This window comes from Streptomyces filipinensis (assembly GCF_014649495.1).
GTDB classification, from domain to species: domain Bacteria; phylum Actinomycetota; class Actinomycetes; order Streptomycetales; family Streptomycetaceae; genus Streptomyces; species Streptomyces filipinensis.
Window position 1 is genome coordinate 638427 of sequence record NZ_BMTD01000001.1, and the last position, 19340, is coordinate 657766.

At 70.7% G+C, this 19340-nt stretch carries 18 protein-coding genes and 1 pseudogene; 9 read left to right on the forward strand and 10 right to left on the reverse strand.

Annotated elements, in window-relative coordinates; translation table 11 throughout:
- Nucleotides 1–303: 303 nt before the first annotated feature.
- Nucleotides 304–789, reverse strand: coding sequence for a hypothetical protein (locus IE244_RS02825; RefSeq protein ID WP_191870989.1), 486 nt, complete (start codon nucleotides 787–789; stop codon nucleotides 304–306).
- Nucleotides 790–1627: 838 nt separating this feature from the next.
- On the opposite strand from IE244_RS02825, the pseudogene IE244_RS41710 reads away from it, so the two are divergent.
- Nucleotides 1628–1867: pseudogene (locus IE244_RS41710) on the forward strand (hypothetical protein); the annotation flags it as partial.
- Nucleotides 1868–1885: 18 nt separating this feature from the next.
- Here the strand turns inward: IE244_RS41710 and IE244_RS02830 are convergent.
- Nucleotides 1886–2089, reverse strand: coding sequence for a hypothetical protein (locus IE244_RS02830; protein ID WP_191870990.1), 204 nt, complete (start codon nucleotides 2087–2089; stop codon nucleotides 1886–1888).
- A gap of 618 nt (nucleotides 2090–2707) precedes the next feature.
- Here IE244_RS02830 and IE244_RS41715 point away from each other — a divergent pair.
- The 3 genes from IE244_RS41715 to IE244_RS02850 are packed head-to-tail and all read left to right on the forward strand — an operon-like array spanning nucleotide 2708 to nucleotide 6098.
- Entirely contained in the window at nucleotides 2708–3130 is a 423-nt protein-coding gene (locus tag IE244_RS41715; protein WP_229853924.1) for a hypothetical protein, read from the forward strand.
- An 11-nt stretch (nucleotides 3131–3141) separates the two neighbouring features.
- Entirely contained in the window at nucleotides 3142–3822 is a 681-nt protein-coding gene (locus IE244_RS02845; RefSeq protein WP_191870991.1) for an ABC transporter ATP-binding protein, read from the forward strand.
- Entirely contained in the window at nucleotides 3819–6098 is a 2280-nt protein-coding gene (locus IE244_RS02850; RefSeq protein ID WP_191870992.1) for an FtsX-like permease family protein, read from the forward strand. Before IE244_RS02845 ends, IE244_RS02850 begins: the two co-directional genes overlap by 4 nt.
- Nucleotides 6099–6149: 51 nt before the next feature.
- On the opposite strand, the gene IE244_RS02855 is transcribed toward IE244_RS02850, so the two are convergent.
- The gene (locus IE244_RS02855) at nucleotides 6150–6824 is read right to left on the reverse strand and encodes a TetR/AcrR family transcriptional regulator (RefSeq protein ID WP_191870993.1); all 675 of its coding nucleotides are present in this window, start codon (nucleotides 6822–6824) and stop codon (nucleotides 6150–6152) included.
- Between the two features lie 80 nt (nucleotides 6825–6904).
- Between IE244_RS02855 and IE244_RS02860 the strand changes: the two genes are divergently transcribed.
- Both IE244_RS02860 and IE244_RS02865 read left to right on the forward strand, forming a co-directional pair.
- Complete coding sequence (locus tag IE244_RS02860; protein WP_191870994.1) at nucleotides 6905–8416, forward strand: MFS transporter; 1512 nt, start codon at nucleotides 6905–6907, stop codon at nucleotides 8414–8416.
- Nucleotides 8413–8811 carry a cupin domain-containing protein gene (locus tag IE244_RS02865; RefSeq protein WP_191870995.1) on the forward strand — a complete coding sequence of 133 codons (399 nt, stop codon included), beginning with the start codon at nucleotides 8413–8415 and terminating at the stop codon, nucleotides 8809–8811. Before IE244_RS02860 ends, IE244_RS02865 begins: the two co-directional genes overlap by 4 nt.
- 192 nt (nucleotides 8812–9003) lie before the next feature.
- Here the strand turns inward: IE244_RS02865 and IE244_RS02870 are convergent, their stop codons facing one another.
- A complete protein-coding gene (locus IE244_RS02870) occupies nucleotides 9004–9393 on the reverse strand; it encodes a DUF4232 domain-containing protein (RefSeq protein WP_191870996.1) in 390 nt (129 codons plus the stop codon).
- Between the two features lie 357 nt (nucleotides 9394–9750).
- On the opposite strand from IE244_RS02870, the gene IE244_RS02875 reads away from it, so the two are divergent.
- From IE244_RS02875 to IE244_RS02885, 3 genes are read left to right on the forward strand one after another with little or no spacing between them, the layout of a single operon-like run.
- Nucleotides 9751–11019, forward strand: coding sequence for an ABC transporter substrate-binding protein (locus tag IE244_RS02875; protein WP_191870997.1), 1269 nt, complete (start codon nucleotides 9751–9753; stop codon nucleotides 11017–11019).
- A complete protein-coding gene (locus IE244_RS02880; protein WP_191870998.1) occupies nucleotides 11016–11918 on the forward strand; it encodes a carbohydrate ABC transporter permease in 903 nt (300 codons plus the stop codon). Before IE244_RS02875 ends, IE244_RS02880 begins: the two co-directional genes overlap by 4 nt.
- A complete protein-coding gene (locus IE244_RS02885) occupies nucleotides 11911–12744 on the forward strand; it encodes a carbohydrate ABC transporter permease (RefSeq protein WP_191870999.1) in 834 nt (277 codons plus the stop codon). Before IE244_RS02880 ends, IE244_RS02885 begins: the two co-directional genes overlap by 8 nt.
- Before the next feature lie 6 nt (nucleotides 12745–12750).
- Here the strand turns inward: IE244_RS02885 and IE244_RS02890 are convergent, their stop codons facing one another.
- The 6 genes from IE244_RS02890 to IE244_RS02915 all read right to left on the reverse strand — a co-directional run bounded on the left by IE244_RS02890 (nucleotide 12751) and on the right by IE244_RS02915 (nucleotide 19259).
- Nucleotides 12751–13530, reverse strand: a complete 780-nt coding sequence (locus IE244_RS02890; protein ID WP_191871000.1) for an SDR family NAD(P)-dependent oxidoreductase — start codon at nucleotides 13528–13530, stop codon at nucleotides 12751–12753.
- Nucleotides 13531–13620: 90 nt separating this feature from the next.
- A complete protein-coding gene (locus IE244_RS02895; RefSeq protein WP_191871001.1) occupies nucleotides 13621–14205 on the reverse strand; it encodes a TetR/AcrR family transcriptional regulator in 585 nt (194 codons plus the stop codon).
- A 44-nt stretch (nucleotides 14206–14249) separates the two neighbouring features.
- A complete protein-coding gene (gene nirD / locus IE244_RS02900; RefSeq protein WP_191871002.1) occupies nucleotides 14250–14630 on the reverse strand; it encodes a nitrite reductase small subunit NirD in 381 nt (126 codons plus the stop codon).
- Nucleotides 14627–17257 (reverse strand): nitrite reductase large subunit NirB, encoded by a 2631-nt coding sequence (nirB, locus tag IE244_RS02905; protein ID WP_191871003.1) that lies wholly within the window; start codon nucleotides 17255–17257, stop codon nucleotides 14627–14629. Before nirB ends, nirD begins: the two co-directional genes overlap by 4 nt.
- Entirely contained in the window at nucleotides 17257–18471 is a 1215-nt protein-coding gene (locus tag IE244_RS02910) for an NAD(P)/FAD-dependent oxidoreductase (RefSeq protein WP_191871004.1), read from the reverse strand. Before IE244_RS02910 ends, nirB begins: the two co-directional genes overlap by 1 nt.
- Before the next feature lie 152 nt (nucleotides 18472–18623).
- On the reverse strand, nucleotides 18624–19259 hold the full coding sequence (locus IE244_RS02915) for a class F sortase (protein WP_191871005.1): 636 nt from the start codon (nucleotides 19257–19259) through the stop codon (nucleotides 18624–18626).
- Nucleotides 19260–19340: the final 81 nt, after the last annotated feature.

The window sequence follows — 19340 nt, forward strand, 5'->3', positions numbered from 1 at the left end:
TGAACCCCGGAGCCGCCGCTGGTCCCCGACCCTCACCGATCGGCGGCGGTTCCGGCGCACGAAGAGGAGAGGCGACACCCTGTGCGGGGGTGTCGCCTCTCCGCGCATCATCTGCGGAGACTGCCAAGCTACGTCGCTGACCAGGTGAAACGGCGGTGTTTGCCGGCGTTGGCTGCCGCTGAACCCACGTGAGGCCCCTGTGCCCTCGTTGTGCCCCCGGGCGCGGCTGGCCATGTCGATGCCTAGGGGGCGGAACATCTGCTCGACTCGCGACGGTCGCAACTGGCCGCCCGGCGCACGCAGCTAACTTCCCGACTTCCTGGCGGTCGCCACGTCCAGGTCGTGGACGGCGTCCACCCTCTGGATGGCCTTCACCAGGTCGGTGCGGTGGCTGTCGTCGATGAGCTTCTGGTCTCGGGCACTCCAGGCGAGGGCGAACCGGCCGACCTGTCGCCAGTGCTCGGTGGCCATGTACTCCACTCGGTGGGCGGCGATTCCGGGTGACGGGTACTCGTAGATCGACACCGTGTCGGTGGTGATGAGCTGTAGGCAGTCGCTCGGGCTCGCCTCTTCACCGGCGGCCTTACCGGACCGAGAGGTGGTGTTGTCGGTAGGGTCGCCCAGGGTGGTGACGCCGGTGGCTTCGGCGAGCACGGCGGCGGCCTGCCTGGCGGCGAGGCCGGTGGGCGCGGCCGACGTCTTGCTGGGGAGCGTCTTCGACTCGGCCGAGTCGTCGGCTGGGCTGGAGCCGGAGCATGTGGTGAGCAAGAGGGCGGCAACTGCGAGCATGAATCCGGCGGGGGACGGGTGGCCGGAGCCGGGCGTCCGTGTCTGCCTGCTGCCGCGCCCTCGCGGTGGTCGTTAGTCGTCAGCGGTTACCGTTGGCCACCCTCGAACGGCCCGAAGACGGCCCGGCTCTGGTCTCCCCACTGCGACGGCCCGAGTTGCTGGGCGACTACCGACTACCGGCACCCGATGCGGATCCCAGTTCAAGCGCTGCGCTGGTCCGGCTTTGCGTGCACATCGATGCAATTGGATCGCATATTTGGGACCGTATTGACCAAGCCTCACCTCTGCGGGTGACAGACCGCTTAGACACAGTCCTTTCGAGCCATTGGAAATTGGGCTCCACAGGTGTGTCGCGCTGTGCTCACTTTCTAGAGACTCGGAGTCACTTCGGCGCACGGCACGCGGTCTTCCCGGGAGCCCACGAAGGCTGGGCCCCGAGAGGAGGTCCTGATGGCTGACCCTGATGGGTGCGACCTGAAGGACCCCCGCGAAACCGCCAGGAAGGCAGCGAAAGCTGTATGTGAGTGGGGGCCGCTGGTGATCCAGGCACTTCGAGTGCTGTGGGATCTACTGGGCTCCTGACCTGGCAACGGCCCCACCCGTAAGGGGCGGGGCCGTCGCGGGTGGATGGAGGCTCCGCCTGGCGCTCGCGACGGCGGGCGGAGCGCTCCGTATCGGCATCAGGATCATTCATCAGTGCGCCCCAGCCTGGCCATGCCACAGAAGGGCCATGCCGGAAAGCAATCTCCTCCCATCGGGTGAGGTCGCCGGCGAGCATGGACGGGTCACCGTCGGAGACCCCGAGAGTCAGGATCGAGTGGCATCCAGAGCCGCGAACGCGGCCGTGGCCCGCGCCCGGCTGCGGGCCGAAGCGGCCACCGAGGGGGCCCGGCGGCCCCGTGGAACCGGTCACGACGCCCGTCCTGGAAGGGCCGGCCCTCTCGGGCGACGTGCTGGTGCAGGCCATCCGACGCAGTGAGGACTTGGCCTTGGCCTACCGGGAGATGGCATCCCGGTTTCGGCCGGCCGCTCCGCCTCCGAGGTCCGCCTGAGGGCTGCTGGGAAGCGGGTCGTCTGAGGGGGCGCCCTGGTCGGGTCAGTCGAACAGCACCCACAAGTGGGACAGGCGTACGACCAGCAGGAAGACGACGATGACGGTCATCAATACGCCCGTCGCCGCATGCCGTAGCGAGCAGAACAGACGCGGTATGCGCCGCGTGCTGTCGGGCAGCGGGCTATCGCACTTCAGGCACGTGCGGCCCTTGGTTCTTCGAGCGTTTGGCTTGGTCTCCCCACCCATGCGGCGACCTTAGCCGTCCCCGCAGGCCCCAGCCGCCGCGCCCCCTCCCGACGCACTGTCCCTTGAAGGTGCCTGACCATGGGCAAGCCCGACGCCCGCCGCCTGGACAGGGCGGTGCAGCAGACCGCCCGCAAGCTGGAGGCGGTCCGGAACCGTGAGTTGCGGCCGCGTGCGCCGCCTCGCGCTAGGAGTCATCGGGTCCGACGCGTACAGCCTGCACCGGGGTAACGGCGCCCACCGCGCGGCCCGGAAGCTGGATACCGCCTGGATGAGCGCTGAGGCCCGTCCGACCTCGGGAATCACGGCCCTGCGGATCGAGCGGCAGCGGATCGTGACCGAGGCCGCCAAGACCAACGCCGCGAAGGGGCCTTCGGGCTGGTGGTGACCACGACCGCGCAGCAGACGCCCCCGGGTCAGAGCCCGCAGTGCTGGCTGCACGCCCACGACAAGCACGCACACCGCCACCTCGGCCCGCAGTGTGTGTTTCGGCCGGTGTCCGGTTCCTGATCACCTGATGGGATGGAGGGTCGGGGAGGGAAGGATTCGGCATGTGAGCGTGACGCTACTTTCTGTAACTCCGGCTGCCAGTGGGGTCGTCGGGGCATGGGAGAGGTGCGTATGAACAGGGCAGTGGTGGGTCTGGTGGCGGCCGGTGTCTTTATCGCGGGTGCGGGGACGGCGTTTGCCTCGTCGTGGCAGCGGCTGCCTATGCTGGAGGTGAAGGGGAGCGTCACTCTCGAAGCAGGTCACTACCGGTTCAATCCGGCTGAACGGAATCACGGTTCCTTCGAGTGGACCGCATACCTGAACGACATTGACCCCGGCGACGACCACAACGGATACGTACAGGTCCGAGTCGAAGGCCATGACTGGACCCGCTACTACGGCAAGCAGCGTAAGAGGGTCTATCTGCATCACTCCAACTGGGACGGTGCTCAGCTGTACACGAACGATGCCTACCTTCGCGTCTGCCTCGACAGGGGAACGCTCAGGCCGGACAACTGCTCCCATGAGCTGCACTTCAAGGGTCACAACGGCTGAGTGGGTTCACGATGTCCGAAGTCCTTGTTGCTCAGGCAGTCCATCTCTCCTACGGCTCGTCGCAGGCAGTGAAAGGGGCGAACATTGCGCTCCGACGCGGCGAGATCGCAGCCGTCACCGGCCCCAGCGGGTCGGGAAAGTCCTCCCTTCTTTACTGCCTTGCCGGTGTCTTGCCCGCCACTCACGGTGAAGTCCGTTTCGAGGGACGCGTGTTGGATAAGCTCAGCGACGATGAGCTGAGTTCACTGCGCCGCGACCGGTTCGGCTTCGTATTCCAGTACGGCGAGCTACTGCCGGAACTGACCGTAGAGGAGAACGCGGCACTACCGCTTCGGCTGGCCGGCCAACGTAAGGCGGCGGCGTTCGCTGCCGCCAGGGACGTGCTCAGCCGGCTGGGCCTCGAAGATCTGCGGGATCGGCGCCCTTCACAGGTGTCGGGCGGGCAGAGCCAGCGGATCGCCGTGGCACGCGCGCTCGTGCACCAGCCGACGGTTGTCTTCGCCGACGAACCGACCGGTTCGCTCGACAGCGTCAACGCGCAAGCGGTACTGGACGAGTTCCTTGCGCTGGCCCGCTCCCAGCGGACGGCCGTTGTGCTCGTCACTCATGACGCCGAAGTCGCGGCCCGAGCGGACACCAGGTACACCATGGTCGATGGCGTCCTCACTTTGCAGGGACGGTCGGTCCGGTGAAGGAACTTGTCTTGGGGCTACGGCTGCTGTTGGGCAGCGGACGCGGAAACCGCATCCGCTTTGCGCTCATGGCATTGGGCGGTTCGATCGGAGTGTGCTGCCTCGCGATCGTGCTCACGATCCCCGGCATCCTCGCTGCGCAGGATGGGCGCGTTGCGGCCCGGCAGCCAGTCGCCGTACATGGTGTTTCAGCTGACGAAAAAGGCAATTTCCCGCTGTGGCTGGAACGGACCGATCCCTATGGTTCAAGGCCCCTCACCCGCATTTTCCTGGCCCGAGGTACCAAGGCAGTTGAGGCCCCACCGGGCTTGAAAGTCGTTCCCGCTCGCGGTGAAGTCTTCGTATCCCCACGGCTGCACGAACTGTTGCGTGCCGAGCCAGGGCTGATGCATCGCCTGCCCGGCCGGGAGGTGGGGCTCATCGGGGCGCAGGGGCTCGCACGTCCCGAGGAGCTGATCGCCTACGTGGGCATGAGTCGTGGTGATCTATCGGACGGCTGGCCCTTCATGGGGTTCGGGACGACATGGGCACCGAACACGACCGTCGAGCAGTCCACGCTCAACATTCTGCGCTTCACGATGGCTGGCATCGTTCTGCTGCCCCTTGCAGTGTTCCTCTCCGTGTGTGCTCGCCTCTCCGCCGCCGAGCGGGCTCGCAGGCTGGCTGCTCTTCGTCTGCTGGGGATGAGTGCCAGGGAGGTGCAGAGGGTGAACGCCGCCGAGACGGTAGCGGCGGCTGGAATCGGCGCTCTCATCGGGTTAGGCGAGTACTGGGCTCTGAACCAGTTCGTGTCCCGGGTCGGACTTCCCCGATTCACCTGGTATCCGAGTGACGGTGCATTGAGCGGTTCGACGCTCGTGGCATGTCTGGTGGGGTGCCCGATGCTCGCCTGGCTGGTGGCACGGGCAAGTGCGCGGAAGGCTGCGGCCAATCCGCTGGCCGTGCGTAGGACCGCCGTGGAGAAGCAGGCTTCCGCATGGGGATTTCTCCCTCTGGTAGCGGGATTGGGCATCGCTGCCGGGTACTGTCTCGCTGGCGCGACCGGACACGCGCCCCATGACACGGGGCTGCCCTCGGTACTCATCCCGTCGGCTGTCGTCCTCATCGGCGTCGGCCTCGTGACGACGCTGACCTCCACCTGCCGGTATGTCGCCCGGCGTGTCGCCCGGTCCACCAGTTCAGTCGCCCTCGGGCTCGCCATGCGGCGCAACGAGGCCGAGCCGGGTGGGGCGCTCCGGGTGGCGTCCGGCTTGGTTGTGCTGGTATTCGCGGCTTCTTTGGCCCAAGGCATCCTGATCGAGCTGGACCAGGTCACCAAGAACACTTCCCCAATTCAGGCCTACGACATCCCCTACGCGCAGCTGACCACGGCCCAGCGGCAGTCCCTCGAACGAATGCCGGACGTCCGCGCCCGGGTCGTAACCATGGAGTCGTCGCTCGTCGGCGCGTCCGAGACGGTCTGGTCCCCCGAAGTGGTCGTGGCCACGTGTACCCAGCTTCGGGCAGTGACGTCGCGGGTCGGAGGGTGCGTCGATGGGCAGCCGCTCCGGCTCTGGAGCAGTAACGGGTCTCAGGACGGTCCGGCGCAGGCTGGAGAGAAACTCCGTCTCCAGTTGGGCGGTGGGCACCGTAACGCGTCCATCACAGTGCCGAAGCGAATGGTTCGGTACCGCGAGTTTGAGGGCTCCTTGGTCCTGGGGAGTCAGTCCATTCTCGTTCCGCCTTCCGAACTGCCCTTGAGCGCGCGTCCTGAGAGCGCCACGTTCACGTTGATCAGCAACTCCGACTCGGACACCGTGCGCAGGGTCCTTGACGGCATTGGTCATGTCGCTCCGACGATCGACGTGATCCCGCAGGGCCTGAACATCACGGCTCTCCAGCAAATCGCGGTCGTCAAGACTCTCCTCGGCCTCGGCATGGTCCTGGGTGCCGTCATCGGCGTCGCCGCCTATGTTGTCGCCGCCACCGACCGCGCGGTGGAACGCCGCCCCCAGGTCACCGCGCTCACCCTCCTCGGTGCCCGCCCTCGCACCCTGCGGGCGGTGCAGGTGGCTCAAGTCGTGTTGCCCTTGGCTGTAGGCCTGCTCCTTGCCATCGTCACAGGCAAAACGGCCGAGTCCAGCTATCTGGTCACCGGTGGTGGCACGGTCTTCTGGGACGGTGCCGGGCTCCCCTTTCTGCTCGGCGGTACCTTGTGCGTCGTAGCCGTAGCCGCCCTAGGCTCGCTCCCCCTAGTAGGGCGTCGTATCGATCCGGAATTGATTCGGCGTGACTGAGGGGTGTGGTGGGGGCGGTGCCCGGTGGGGGTGCCGCCCCGGTGTGTTGTGTCAGGCGGGTGTGGTGAGCAGGCCGTTCAGCAGGGCCTGGAGGCCGGTGGCGTAGGTGTTCTCGGCTGTCAGGGGGCCCCAGCGGCTCGATGCCTCGGCCAGGCGGGGGAGTTCGGTGGGGTCGAGGTCGGTGAAGACGCGGTCGCGGTAGGTCGGGCGGTCGTCGGTGGCGCGCCGGCGGGCGGCGGTCGCGCGGACCACGATCTCTCCGGCGGTGTAGTACCAGATGGTCCGGTAGCCGTGGACGGCGTCGTCCAGGGACAGCCCGCACTCCGTCAGACCGTCCACGATCTGCTCGACGTGCCACAGCGCGGACGTGGACAGGAGGTCGTCCGCCGTGAGGACGTCCACCGTCCAGGGGCAGGCGGACAGCACCTCGTGGATCGCGGTCGCCGCGGCGATCACCCGTTCGCGCGGGTCGGCGGGAGGGGCGGCCGGCCGTCGCAGGGCGCGGGCGGCGTAGTCGTCCAGCAGCAGGACGAGGAGTTCCTCCTTGTCGCGGACGTGGTGGTACAGCGCCATGGGCGTGCTGCCGATCTCGGTGGCCAGGCGGCGCATCGTCAGCCGGTTCACTCCCTCCTCCGTGACGATCCGGAGCGCCGTCCGGATGATCTCCGCGCGGGAGATACGGGCAGGTCGGCCGGTGGTCTTTCGAGGGGCGGGCGGTTGCGGCATGGGTCCCATCATGCCGTCGCCGGGGCCGGTCCCAGTCTCGGTCCGTCGACAACGGCGGTTGGGGGCGCTACTTTTCTTACATGTATAGAAACTTAGGTGACGTCCTGCGCGGCAGACGCGCCGCGCTGCTCGCCGCCGCTGCCGTCGCCCAGTTCGTCGTCGCTCTCGACATGGCCGTGGTCAACGTCGCGCTCCCCGCGATCCGTGACGCGCTCGGTTTCGCGCCGCTGGATCTGTCCTGGGTGGTGCATGTGTACGCGCTCACCTTCGGTGGGTTTCTGCTGCTCGGGGGGAGGGCCTGCGATCTGTACGGGCCGCGGCGGCTGTTCGTCGCGGGACTCGTCGTCTTCGGGGCCTGCTCGCTCGCCGGCGGACTCGCCCAGGAACCCTGGCAGTTGGTCGCCGCACGCGCGGGACAGGGCGTGGGCGCCGCCGCCACCGCGCCGGCCGCGCTGGCCCTGCTGACCACCACCTTCACCGACGGCCCCGCCCGCGTCCGCGCCCTCGGTGTGTGGAGCGGGATGAACGCCCTCGGCGGCGCGCTCGGCGTACTGGCGGGCGGAGTGCTGACCCAGTACGCGGGCTGGCGCTGGGTGATGCTGGTCAATCTGCCCATCGTGGCCGCCGCGCTCGTGCTGGTCCACGCGGCCGTACCGAGCGCGCCGCGGCCCGTCCGGCGGGAGGCGCCGGATGCGCTCGGGGCACTGCTGGCGACCGGCGGCACCGGGCTGCTGGTGTTCGGGGTCGTACGGACCGATGTCCAAGGCTGGGGGAGCCGGGGGACCTTGGCCGCTCTCGGCGGCTCGGCCCTCGTCCTGGCCGCGTTCGTCCTCGTCGAATCCCGGGCCACCTCACCGCTGCTGCGGCTCGGCCTGCTGCGCAGCCGCTGGGTCGCCGGTGCCGATCTGCTGGTGTTCCTCGCCGCGGCCGGGCAGTTCGCCTCGTTCTACTTCGTCTCCCTGTACCTCCAGCAGGTTCTGGGCCTCGGCGCCGCCGCGACCGGTGCCGCGTTCCTGCCGTTCTGCGCGGGCTCGGTCGCGGCCACCGTCGCCGCCACCCGGATCACCGCGACCCGGTCGCCCCGCACCGCCCTGGTGCCCGGCGCGCTCCTCGCCGCCGCGGGCATGGCCTGGTTCGCCCGGATCAGCCCGCACGGCGGCTTTCTCACCGACGTGCTCGGGCCGTCCCTGCTCACCAGCGTCGGCATCGGTCTGGTGTTCGCCCCGGCGGCGGCCGCCGCGACGACCGGCGTCCGGCCCGGCGAGGCCGGAATGGCCTCCGGCCTGCTCAACAGCGCACGTCAGCTGGGCGGATGCATCGGCGTGGCCACATTGGCCACGGTGGCCGCCCGCCGCACGGGCGCGTCCACCGACCCCGGTGCCCTCAGCGACGGCTATGCCCTGGCCCTGGCCGTCACGGCCGTCCTCTTCCTGCTCGCGGCGGCCGTGGCGGTCTTCGTGCTGCCCCGCCGCCCGGACCGGAGACCGGCTCCGAGCACGGGTCCGGGTACCGGACCCGGCGCTGCTCCTCCCGCGGTTGCCGACACCCCTGCTGCTCCCCCCGCCAAGCGCATGGAAGGAACACCGTCATGACGATCACACCCGTCGACCTCTTCTCCTCGATGCTGGACTTCCGGCCCGACGGCGGCGTCCGTGCCGGCGCCCGGCGGATGACCGGCGGCGATCCCGGCGTCTGGCAGGTCGCGGCCTTCCATGTGGAGACCGACGCCGATGTGCACGCCGACCACTGGGAGGTGCATCCCGACGCGGAGGAGGCCGTGTGCTGCCTGGCCGGCGGCGTGCGGCTGTATCTGCGCCCCACCGCGGAGGGCGGCGCCGAGGAGATGGTGCGGCTGGGCGCGGGTACGGCGGTGATCGTGCCCCGCGGCCGCTGGCACCGCCTCGAACTGGACGCTCCGAGCGATCTGATGTCGATCACGCGCCGTCCGGGGTCGGGGCTGGAGAGGCGCAGCGCTTCCCGCGAGTGAGCCGCGCCGCCGGGAAGCGCGAGGGGCGGTGGCCGGACCCGGCCTGCCGCCCCTTCGGCTCTCCTGCCTGCCGCACGGGGGACACCTGTGCTCTCGGTACGAGAGGGCGCCTGTGCTCTCGGCACGAGGGGACGCCTGTGCTCTCGGTAGGAGAGGGCGCCTGCGCTCTCGGCGCAGCGGGCGCCCGTGCTCTCAGAAGGTGCCGTCGACGTTCACCGGACCCACCTGGAAGATGCCCGAGCAGGTCTTCCAGGGCGCCGGTACCAGAGCCGCGGAGCGCGAGCCCGGCGGGTAGATCCGCAGGTAGCTGCCGGTGCGCAGGCAGGGCCCGCCCACCGGGCCGTTGGTGGTGCGCGCTATCGCCGAGGCGGAGTGCGCGGGGGCGAGCGTGACGGTGCCGTAGGAGGAGCCGCTGTGGGTGGCGGCCGGGCCGATCTGGTGGTGGGAGGTGTCCAGGGCGCTGACGCCCGGGTAGCCGCGCAGGGCACAGGCGGTCGTAGCGGTGTTGGTGAACTGGATCGCCCAGTACAGCGACCCCGCCGCGCCCTCCTTACGGCCCATGGAGAGGTACAGGTCGCTCACGGTGCAGGTCCGGACGGTGGCCGAGGCCCGCGCCGCCGCGGGTGCCGCCGGAGTCGCGCTCCACGCGGCTCCCGCGGCCGTCACTCCCAGGAGTGCGGCGGTCAGCACGACCGCCGCGCCGCGCCTGGGGGAGGTCCGGAAGGTTTTCGGGACGTGCGCATAAGGAAACATGGCGTATCCGCCTCCGTCGGGCGAATCGATGGATGAACGTCACTGTGTTGGATGCGTCCGGGGCCGGAAAAGTTGTGCCTGCCCCCTGACACACGGCTGCAACTCCCCTTTCGTAATCGACGGGCATGGTTGATCGTTGGGCCGTGCATCGATGACGAGGACGACCGACGTCAGGGGGCGCCGACGATGACGATGAGCCGTAGGGGACTGCTGGTCGCGGGAGCCGGGGCGGCGGGTGCCGGACTACTCGCCGGCTGCGGGTCCGACACCGGGCGTGGGGGCGGCGGTGCCAAGGGGGCGGAGCTGTCGCAGTGGTACCACCAGTACGGGGAGGCCGGCACCGAGCAGGCCGTCCAGCGGTACGCCGCCGCGTACAAGAAGGCACGGGTCAGGGTGCAGTGGCGGCCCGGGAACTACGACCAGCAGACCGCCGCCGCCCTGCTCACCGACTCCGGGCCGGACGTCTTCGAGGTGAACGGGCCCACCCTGGACCAGATCCAGGGCGGCCAGGTCGTCGACCTCACCGATCTCCTCAAGGGGGTCGAGGACGACTTCAACCCGGCGGTGCTCGCGCCGAAGACGTACGACGGCAGGATCTGGGGCATTCCGCAGGTCATCGACATGCAGATGCTCTACTACCGCAGGAGTCTGCTGAAGGACGCCGGGGTCGAGCCGCCCGCCACGCTCGACGCCCTCGTGGACGCCGCGAAGAAGCTCACCACCAGCAAGGTCAAGGGGCTGTTCCTGGGCAACGACGGGGGAGCCGGTGTGCTCGGCGGCACCCCCCTGTACGCCGCCGGGCTCCAGCTCGTCACCGAGGACGGCAAGGTCGGCTTCGACGACCCCGCCGCCGCCCGCACCCTCGCCAAGCTGCACCAGCTGTACGCCGACAAGTCCCTCCTCCTCGGCGCGCCCGCCGACTGGTCCGACCCGTCCGCCTTCGTCCAGGGGCTGACCGCGATGCAGTGGTCCGGGCTGTGGGCGCTGCCGCAGGTGCGCAAGGAGCTGGGGGACGACTTCGGCGTGCTGCCGTTCCCGAAGGACGGCGGCCAGGGGAAGCCCTCGGTGCCCGTCGGAGCGTACGGGGCCGCCGTCAGCGCGCGCGGCGGGCACCAGGAGGCCGCCAAGGAGTTCGTGAAGTGGCTGTGGGTCGAACGGACGGACTTCCAGGAGGACTTCGCGCTGTCCTACGGCTTCCACATCCCGGCCCGGATCTCCCTCGCGAAGAAGGCGGCCGGGCTGCGGTCGGGCGCCGCCGCCGACGCCGTCCGCTTCACCACCGACCACGGCTACGCCCAGCCCCTGCTGTGGACACCGGCCAGCCAGACCGCCTACCAGGACGCGCTCAGCCGGATCATCAGGGGCGGGGCCGGACCGGAGGGCGAACTGCGGGCCGTCGTACGGAAGGTGACCGGCGAGCTCGACCGGGTGAAGCACGCGAAGAAGCCGTCATGAGAGGCCGCAGGACCCTCTGGTTCTGGGCGTTCGTGGGGCCGTTCGCGCTCGGGCTCGCGCTGTTCACGTACGTGCCGCTGCTGTGGAGCGTGGGCCTCAGCTTCTTCGACGCGCACAACACCGTCACGCCCACGCACTTCGTCGGCCTGGACAACTACACGGCGATGCTGCGGGACGACGCGTTCGTCGACAGTCTGAAGACCTTCCTCGTCTTCACCGCCTTCATCGTGCCGGCCACGTACGTGTTCTCGCTGTCCCTCGCGCTGATGGTCAACCGGCTGGAACACGCGCGCGCGTTCTTCCGCTCGGTCTTCTTCCTCCCGGCCGCGTGCAGTTATGTCGTCGCCGCGCTGGTGTGGAAGATGTCGATCTTCAACGGGGTGCGGTTCGGGCTGGCGAACACCGTCCTCGGGTGGTTCGGCGGCGATCCCGTGGCCTGGCTGTCCACCACCGACCCGCCCTGGTACTGGCTGGTCATCGTCACCGTACGGCTCTGGCTGCAGGCCGGGTTCTACATGATCCTGTTCCTGGCCGGGCTGCAGCGGATCGACCCGGTGCTGTACGAGGCGGCCGCCGTGGACGGGGCCCGGCCCGGCTGGACGGTGCTGCGGCACATCACCCTGCCCCAGCTGCGGGCCACCTCGGTGGCGGTGGTGCTGCTGCTCGTCATCAACGCCTTCCAGGCCTTCGACGAGTTCTACAACCTGCTGTCCGACGCCCGGGGCTATCCCCCCTACGCCCGGCCGCCGCTGGTCTACCTCTATTACACCGCCCTCGGGCAGGGGCAGAACCTCGGGCTCGGCAGTGCGGGCGCGGTGATCCTCGCGCTGATCATCGCCGTCGTCACGGTGGGGCAGGCGCGCTGGCTGGGGCTGGGAAGGACGGACGCCGATGGATGACGCCCTGGTACGGGCCGGGCGGGCGCTCAGGCTGGTGCTGCTCGTCGTGCTCGCGCTGGTCTTCCTGATCCCTTTCTATCTGCTCGTGCGCAACGGGCTGTCCAGCGAGCAGGACATCACCTCGCCCGAATGGACCTTCTTTCCCGGCGCGTTGCGGTGGGGGAACGTCCGGGAGCTGTTCGACGACCCGTCCGTTCCCTTCGCCCGCTCGCTGCTCAACTCCGCGCTGATCGCCGTCGCGACGACGCTCGGCACCCTGCTCCTCGCGTCCCTCGCGGGTTACGGCCTCGCCCGCATCCCGTACCGGCACGCGAACAAGGTCTTCTACGGCATCCTCGGCACCCTGCTGGTCCCGGCCGCCGTCACCTTCGTGCCGAGCTTCGTGCTGGTGTCGTCGCTGGGCTGGATCTCCACCCTGCGCGGGCTGATCGTCCCGACGCTGTTCTCGGCGTTCGCCTGTTTCGTCTTCCGCCAGTACTTCCTCGGCTTCCCGCGGGAGCTGGAGGACGCGGCGCAGGTCGACGGGCTCGGGTACTGGCGCACGTACTGGCTGGTGGTCGTGCCGAACGCGCGGCCGGTGTTCGCGGCGGTCGGCACGATCGTCTTCCTGGGCGCGTGGAACTCCTTCCTGTGGCCGCTGGTGATCGGACAGGACCAGAACGCCTGGACGGTCCAGGTGGCGCTGTCGTCGTTCACGACGTCCCAGGTGATCCGGCTGCACGAGCTGTTCGTCGCGGCCGTCGTGTCGGTCCTCCCGCTGCTGCTGGTCTTCCTGTGCTTCCAGCGGTGGATCGTGGCGGGGGTGGAGCGGTCCGGGATCGACTGAACCGGGTCAGGCCGTGGAGCCGCCGTCCACCACCAGGTCGGTGCCGACGACGGAGGCCGCGTCGTCCGAGGCCAGGTAGAGCACCGCGGCGGCGACCTCCTCGACGGTGGAGACCCGGCCGAGCGGCGCCTCGGTACGCATCCGGGCGGCCCGGTCGGCCTCCGTCTCACCGGGCTTGAAGGACATGTCCGTGGCGGTGGGACCGGGGCTGACGGCGTTGATGCGCACACCGTCGGCGATGTGGTCCAGGGCGGCGCTGCGGCTGAGCACGGACACGGCCGCCTTGGTGACGGCGTAGCCGGTGGTGCCGCGCAGCCGGCTGTGGACGCCGATCCGGGAGGCGATGTTCACGATGGCCCCGCCGTTCGGCTGGGTCCGCATCTGGGCGACCTCGGCCTGGAGGGCGAGCAGGACTCCGGTGACGTTGATGTCGAGCATCGTCCGCCAGGCATCCTCGGGCAGGTCCGCCGCGGGCACACCGCGCCCGGTCAGCACGCCGGCGTTGTTCACCGCCACGTCGAGGGAGCCGAACCGGTCCACGGCGGCGGACACCAGGGCCCGCAGTTCGGCGGCGCTGGTCACGTCCGCGGTGACGGCCAGCGCCTTGCCGCCCGCCCGCTCGATCAGCGCCACCGTCTCCTCCAGCGGCTCCGCGCGGCGTCCCGCGACGACCACGTGCGCGCCCTCGCGGGCGAAGGCGAGTGCGATGCCCCGCCCGATGCCGGTGCCGGCGCCGGTGACGAGGGCCGTCCGGCCGGAGAAGCGGTTGCGTGCGGTGGCGGTCATGATCTCCCCTGTTCTTGACGACCGTTTTCTTGACTGATCGGTTCAGTATGGAGGCGAAGGAAACGCCCTCCGGGCGGAGGGCGTCTTGGTTCAGCCGAGCAGCGCCAGGGCCTGCTCCGCCGCGTCGCGGACGCGGGCCGGGTCGGTCGAGGCCTTGCCGACCACCCGCAGGCCCTGGAGCAGCACGAGCAGGGTGCGGGCGAGCGGCAGGGGGGCGCGGTCCGCGGCCAGTTCGCCCTGCGCCTGGGCGCGGACCAGGGCGGAGTGCAGCAGGGTCTCCAGGTGGTCCCAGCTCTGCTCCACCCTGCGGGCGGCGGCCGCGTCGTGCGCGGCCCGTTCGACCGCCGTGTTGGTGACCAGGCAGCCCCGCCGCCGGGTCGCCTCGGCCGTGGCCTCGGCGGCGAACCGCAGTACCAGCGCGCGTACGGCCGGCAGCACCGGGCCCGGCCGGGACAGCTCCTCGGTGAGCAGGGGGTTCTGGGTCTGCCCGTACCGTTCCAGCGCGCTCAGGTACAGCGCGTGCTTGCTGCCGAAGGTGGCGTACAGGCTCGCCCTGCCGATGCCCAGGTGGGCGACCAGGTCGGCCATCGACGTCGCCTCGTAGCCGCGCCGCCAGAACAGCTCCAGGGCCGACTGCAGCGCGGCGTCGGGGTCGAATTCCTTGGTCCTGGCCATGGATCACAGCCTAGGATTTTCTGAACCGCTCGGTCAAGTAAGGGTCAGGTGGTGCGGACTGGCGCCGACTGGTGCGGACTGGCGCGGACCTCGTAGGCCGCCACCCGCACCGCCTCGTCGTCCAGGCACTGCCCGCTGATCAGGTCGAAACGCTGCTTCAGCAGGGGCGAGGCCACGAAGGGGCGGCCCTGGTGGGTGCCGGTCAGGCCGCGGGAGAGGACGGCCGCGCCGGTGAACGGGTCGCGGTTGCCGACGGCGTACAGCCGGCCGGTGCGGTCGCGGAAGAGGGCCACCTGGCGGCCGTCCGGCAGCAGAGCGGCCACCCCGCGGCCCGGGACGAGCGCGCTGAGGTCACAGGCCGTGAACCAGCCGTCGGCAAGCCGGAGTTGGACCTTCAGGTCGGTGGTCTCAAGAGCCAGGGTCATCGCTGGGCGCTTCCTTCCAGGACGTCGGCCGCGGTGTCCGAGGGGCGGATGCCGATGGACAGCAGTGGCAGGTCGGGCTTGATCTGGTCACGCTCGGGGACGAAGGCGACGACCGGGTCCGGGGTGTCCGGGGCGTTCACGAAGGACACGAACCGGGCCAGCTTCTCGGGGTCGTCGATGGTCTCGGCCCACTCGTCGCGGTAGTGGGCGACGTGTGCCCGCATCATCTGCTCCAGCTCGTCGCAGATGCCGAGCGAGTCGTGCACCACCACGTCCCGTACGTGGTCCAGGCCGCCGGGGATCCGCTCCAGCCAGGTGCTCGTGCGCTCCAGCCGGTCGGCGGTGCGGATGTAGAACATCAGGAACCGGTCGATGAGGCGGACGAGTTCGGCGTCGGACAGGTCCTGCGCGAGCAGGTCCGCGTGGCGTGGGGTGGCGCCGCCGTTGCCGCCGACGTACAGGTTCCAGCCGTTGGAGGTCGCGATGACCCCGAAGTCCTTCGACTGGGCCTCGGCGCACTCGCGGGCGCAACCGGAGACGGCGGACTTGAGCTTGTGCGGGGACCTCAGGCCCCGGTAGCGCAGCTCCAGGTCGATCGCCATCCGGACGGAGTCCTGGACGCCGTACCGGCACCAGGTGGAGCCGACGCAGGACTTCACCGTGCGCAGCGCCTTGCCGTAGGCGTGTCCGGACTCGAAGCCGGCGTCCACCAACCGGGCCCATATCAGCGGCAGTTGCTCGACCCGCGCGCCGAACATGTCGATCCGCTGGCCGCCGGTGATCTTCGTGTACAGCCCGAAGTCCCGGGCGATCTCGCCGATCACGATCAGCTTCTCGGGGGCGATCTCGCCGCCGGGGATGCGCGGCACGACCGAGTACGAGCCGTTCTTCTGCAGGTTGGCCAGGAAGTGGTCGTTGGTGTCCTGCAGCGCCGCCTGCTCGCCGTCCAGGACATAGCCGCTCGCGCCGATCGCCGGGGCGAGGGAGGCGATGATCGAGCCGACGGCCGGCTTGCAGGTCTCGCAGCCGTCGCCGCCCCGGGCGTCCTCGCGGCCGTGGCGGTCGAGGAGGTCCTGGTACGACGTGATGCGCAGGGCGAGGACGATCTCGTACAGCTCCTCGCGGGTCTGGGCGAAGCAGCCGCACAGGCCCTTGTCGACCTCGATGCCGGACGCCTCCAGCTCGGCGTCCACCAGCTGGCCCAGCACCTTCACGCAACTGCCGCAGCCGGTACCGGCCTTGGTGCACTTCTTCACCTCGGGCACGGTGGTGCACCGGTGCTCGCCGACCGCGCCCCGGATCGCCCCCTTGCTGACGTTGTGGCAGGAGCAGATGATCGCCTCGTCCGGCAGCGCGGACGGGCCGAGCTGGGCCCCCGAGTCCGCTCCGGCGGGCAGGACGAGGGACTCGGGGGCGATGGGCGGCACGGAGCCGGTCAGGGCCCGCAGGGTGCCGTACGTCTCCGCGTCGCCGACCAGGATGCCGCCGAGCAGCGTGCCGTCCCTGCCGATGACCAGCTTCTTGTACAGACCCGCGCGGGAGTCGGAGTAGACGACGTCCAGGCAGTCCTCGGCGGTGCCGTGCGCGTCGCCGAAGGACGCCACGTCCACGCCGAGCAGCTTCAGCTTGGTGGACAGGTCGGCGCCGGTGAACGTCAGCTGCTCGCCCTCGTCCGCCGCGATGGCCGCGGCGGCCGTCTCGGCCTGCTCGTAACCCGGCGCCACCAGCCCGTAGACCCGACCGTCCGCCGCCAGCGCGCACTCGCCGATCGCGAACACGTGCGGGTCGCCGACCGTACGGCACCGCTCGTCCACGCTGATGCCGCCGCGCTCGCCGACGGCGAGACCGCAGTCCCGGGCCAGCTGGTCGCGGGGCCGCACCCCGGCGCTGAACACCACCATGTCGACGGCCAGTTCGGAGCCGTCGGACAGCTTCATGCCGGTGACGGCACCCTCCGCGCCGGTGACGATCTCCTGGGTGCCCGTGCCGGTGTGCACGGACAGGCCCATGCCCTCGATGGTCCGCAGCAGCGCCGCGCCGCCGCCCTCGTCGACCTGCACCGGCATCAGACGCGGCGCGAACTCCACGATGTGGGTGTCCATCCCGAGGCCCTTGAGCGCACCGGCCGCCTCCAGGCCGAGCAGCCCACCGCCGACCACGGCACCGGTCCTCGCCCGCGTCTTCGCGTACTCCTCGATGGCGAGCAGGTCCTCGATGGTCCGGTAGACGAAGCAGCCTTCGGCGTCCTTGTTCGGCACCGGCGGCACGAACGGGTAGGAGCCGGTGGCGAGCACGAGCGTGTCGTACCCGAAGACCCTGCCGGACCTGGCCGTGACCTGCTTCGCCGCGCGGTCGATGCTCTCCGCCGGATCGCCGGTGTACAGCTCGATGCCGTGGTCCTCGATGAACCGCATGTCCGTCATCGACAGGTCCTCGGGCGTCCGGCCCGAGAAGTACGAGGTGAGGGCGACGCGGTCGTACGCCGGACGCGGCTCCTCGCACAGCACGACCACGCGGTGTGTGGCGGTCAGGCCGCGCTCGGCGAGCGCTTCGAGGAAGCGCTGGCCGACCATGCCGTGGCCGACGAGCACGATCGTGGGGGTGTCCGTGCGGGTGTCCGTGGACATCAGGAGCCTCCGTCGTTGGTGAGCAGGTGGAGCAGGGGGCCGTCGTCGGGGAGCGGCTCTGCTCCCTCCCAGGCGCGTGCGAGCGCGCCGACGGTGCCGAGTTCGCCGACCAGGACCCCGCCGACCAGGCGGTCGTCACGGACGACGACCTTGCGGTAGGTGCCGCGGGTGGCGTCGGCGAGCCGCACGACGTCGTCGCCGGGGCGCGCCTCGGTCTCGCCGAACGCGGCCAGGTCGAAGGGGGAGCCCGGGCCGGCGAGGGTGAGCCGGGTCAGGGAGCGGGTGCCGCGGTAGCGCGCGTCCGTGCCGCCGGCGAGCAGCGCGGCGAGCGCGTCGGCCTGTTCCAGCGCCGGGGCGGCCAGGCCGTAGACCGTGCCGTCGTGCTGGGCGCAGTCGCCGACGGCGTGGATGTGCGGGTCGGAGGTGCGCAGGGCGTCGTCGACGAGGACCCCCTTGCGCACGGCGAGACCGGCCTGCTCGGCGAGGCCGGTGCGCGGGCGCACCCCGCAGGCGACCACGACGAGGTCGGCGTCCAGGGCGTATCCGTCGGCCAGTTCCACGGAGCGGACCGCGCCCGCGAGACAGCGCACGTCCCGTACCCGGCACTCGGTGTGCACCTCGACGCCCAGGTCCGTGAGGTGCCGCAGCACCAGCCGGGAGGCGTCCGGGTCGAGCTGGCGTTCCATGAGCCGCTCGGCCTGCTGGGCGAGGACCACCTGCGCGCCGCGCACGGCGAGCGCGCGGGCGGCGGAGACACCGAGCAGCCCGCCGCCGACGACGACCGCGCGCACGCCCGGCCGGACCGCCTTGGCGAGGCCCAGGCAGTCGTCCATGGTGCGGAACGCGTGGACGCCCTCGGGGAGCCGGCGGTCGGGCGTGAACAGACCGCGCAGCGGCGGCAGTACGGGGTTGGAGCCGGTGGCGAGGACCAGCGTGTCGTATGCGATCGACGTGCCGTCGGCGCAGCCGACCGTCCGGGCGGCCCGGTCGATACCGGTGACCCGGGCCCGGAGCAGCCCCGCCGGTGCCGGGAGGCTGATCACCTCCGGGGCGTAGCGGCCGGCCAGCACCTCCGCGAGCAGCACCCGGTTGTACGGAGGGTGCTCCTCCTCGCCGAGGAGCAGCGCGGGCGTGCCCAGCTCACCGAGCCGCCGGGCGAGCCGTACGCCCGCGAGGCCGGCGCCGATCACCACCACACGCGTATTCGAGGTCATGCCCCGAGCGTGCGGTCCGGACGTTACCCGGCCGCATCACGTCTGTTTCCCGTGAGGAACGCTGCCCTCAGCTACCGCGGCAAGGGCGTGTGAGGTCGCCGCCGTGCGGCTGCGGCACCGCCCCGCGCCCCTTTCACCCGGGGGCGGAGCGTTCAGCGGCTGCCCGTCAGATGGGCGAACACCACCACGTTGCCCTGGTAGCCGGTGGCCTTCGAGTAGCCGCCGCCGCAGGTGATGACGCGGAGCTCGGGGCGGTGAGCCGCGCCGTAGACCTTGTCGTCGGGGAAGTCGCGGGCCGCGTACACCTCCACCGCGTCCACGGTGAACACGGCCACGCCGCCGTCCCGGCGGTCCACCTCGATCCGGGCGCCCCGCCTCAGCGCGCCCAGGTCGTAGAAGACGGCGGGACCCTCGGTGTTGTCGACGTGCCCAGCGACGATCGCGGTGCCCGTCTCACCGGGCATGGTGCCGGACTCGTACCAGCCGGCCAGGTTCTTCTCCCGGGCGGGCGGCACGTCCAGGCTGCCGGAGGGGGTGAGCGACAGGCCCATCAGCGGGGCGTTCACCCGGATCGCGGGGATGCGGATGCGGGTGGGCGGCGAGGGTGCGAGCGCGGGGGCCGTGAGGCGCTCCTCGCCCGGGTCCGGGCGGCCCTCGGCGGCCGCCGGCTGCGGTGGCGTGTCCGTCCCGGCGTCGCCGAGCAGCCACACCCCGGAGCCGAGGGCCACCACGGTGAGCGCGGCTATCGCGGTGTCGCCGAGCCGGGCACGCCTGGCGCTCCTGCGCATACGGACCCCTCTCCCGGGGGCGGACCCCCGAAGATCCCTTCCCCCTCCGGGCCGCGAGGGGCATCGGACCCGGAGGGGGCG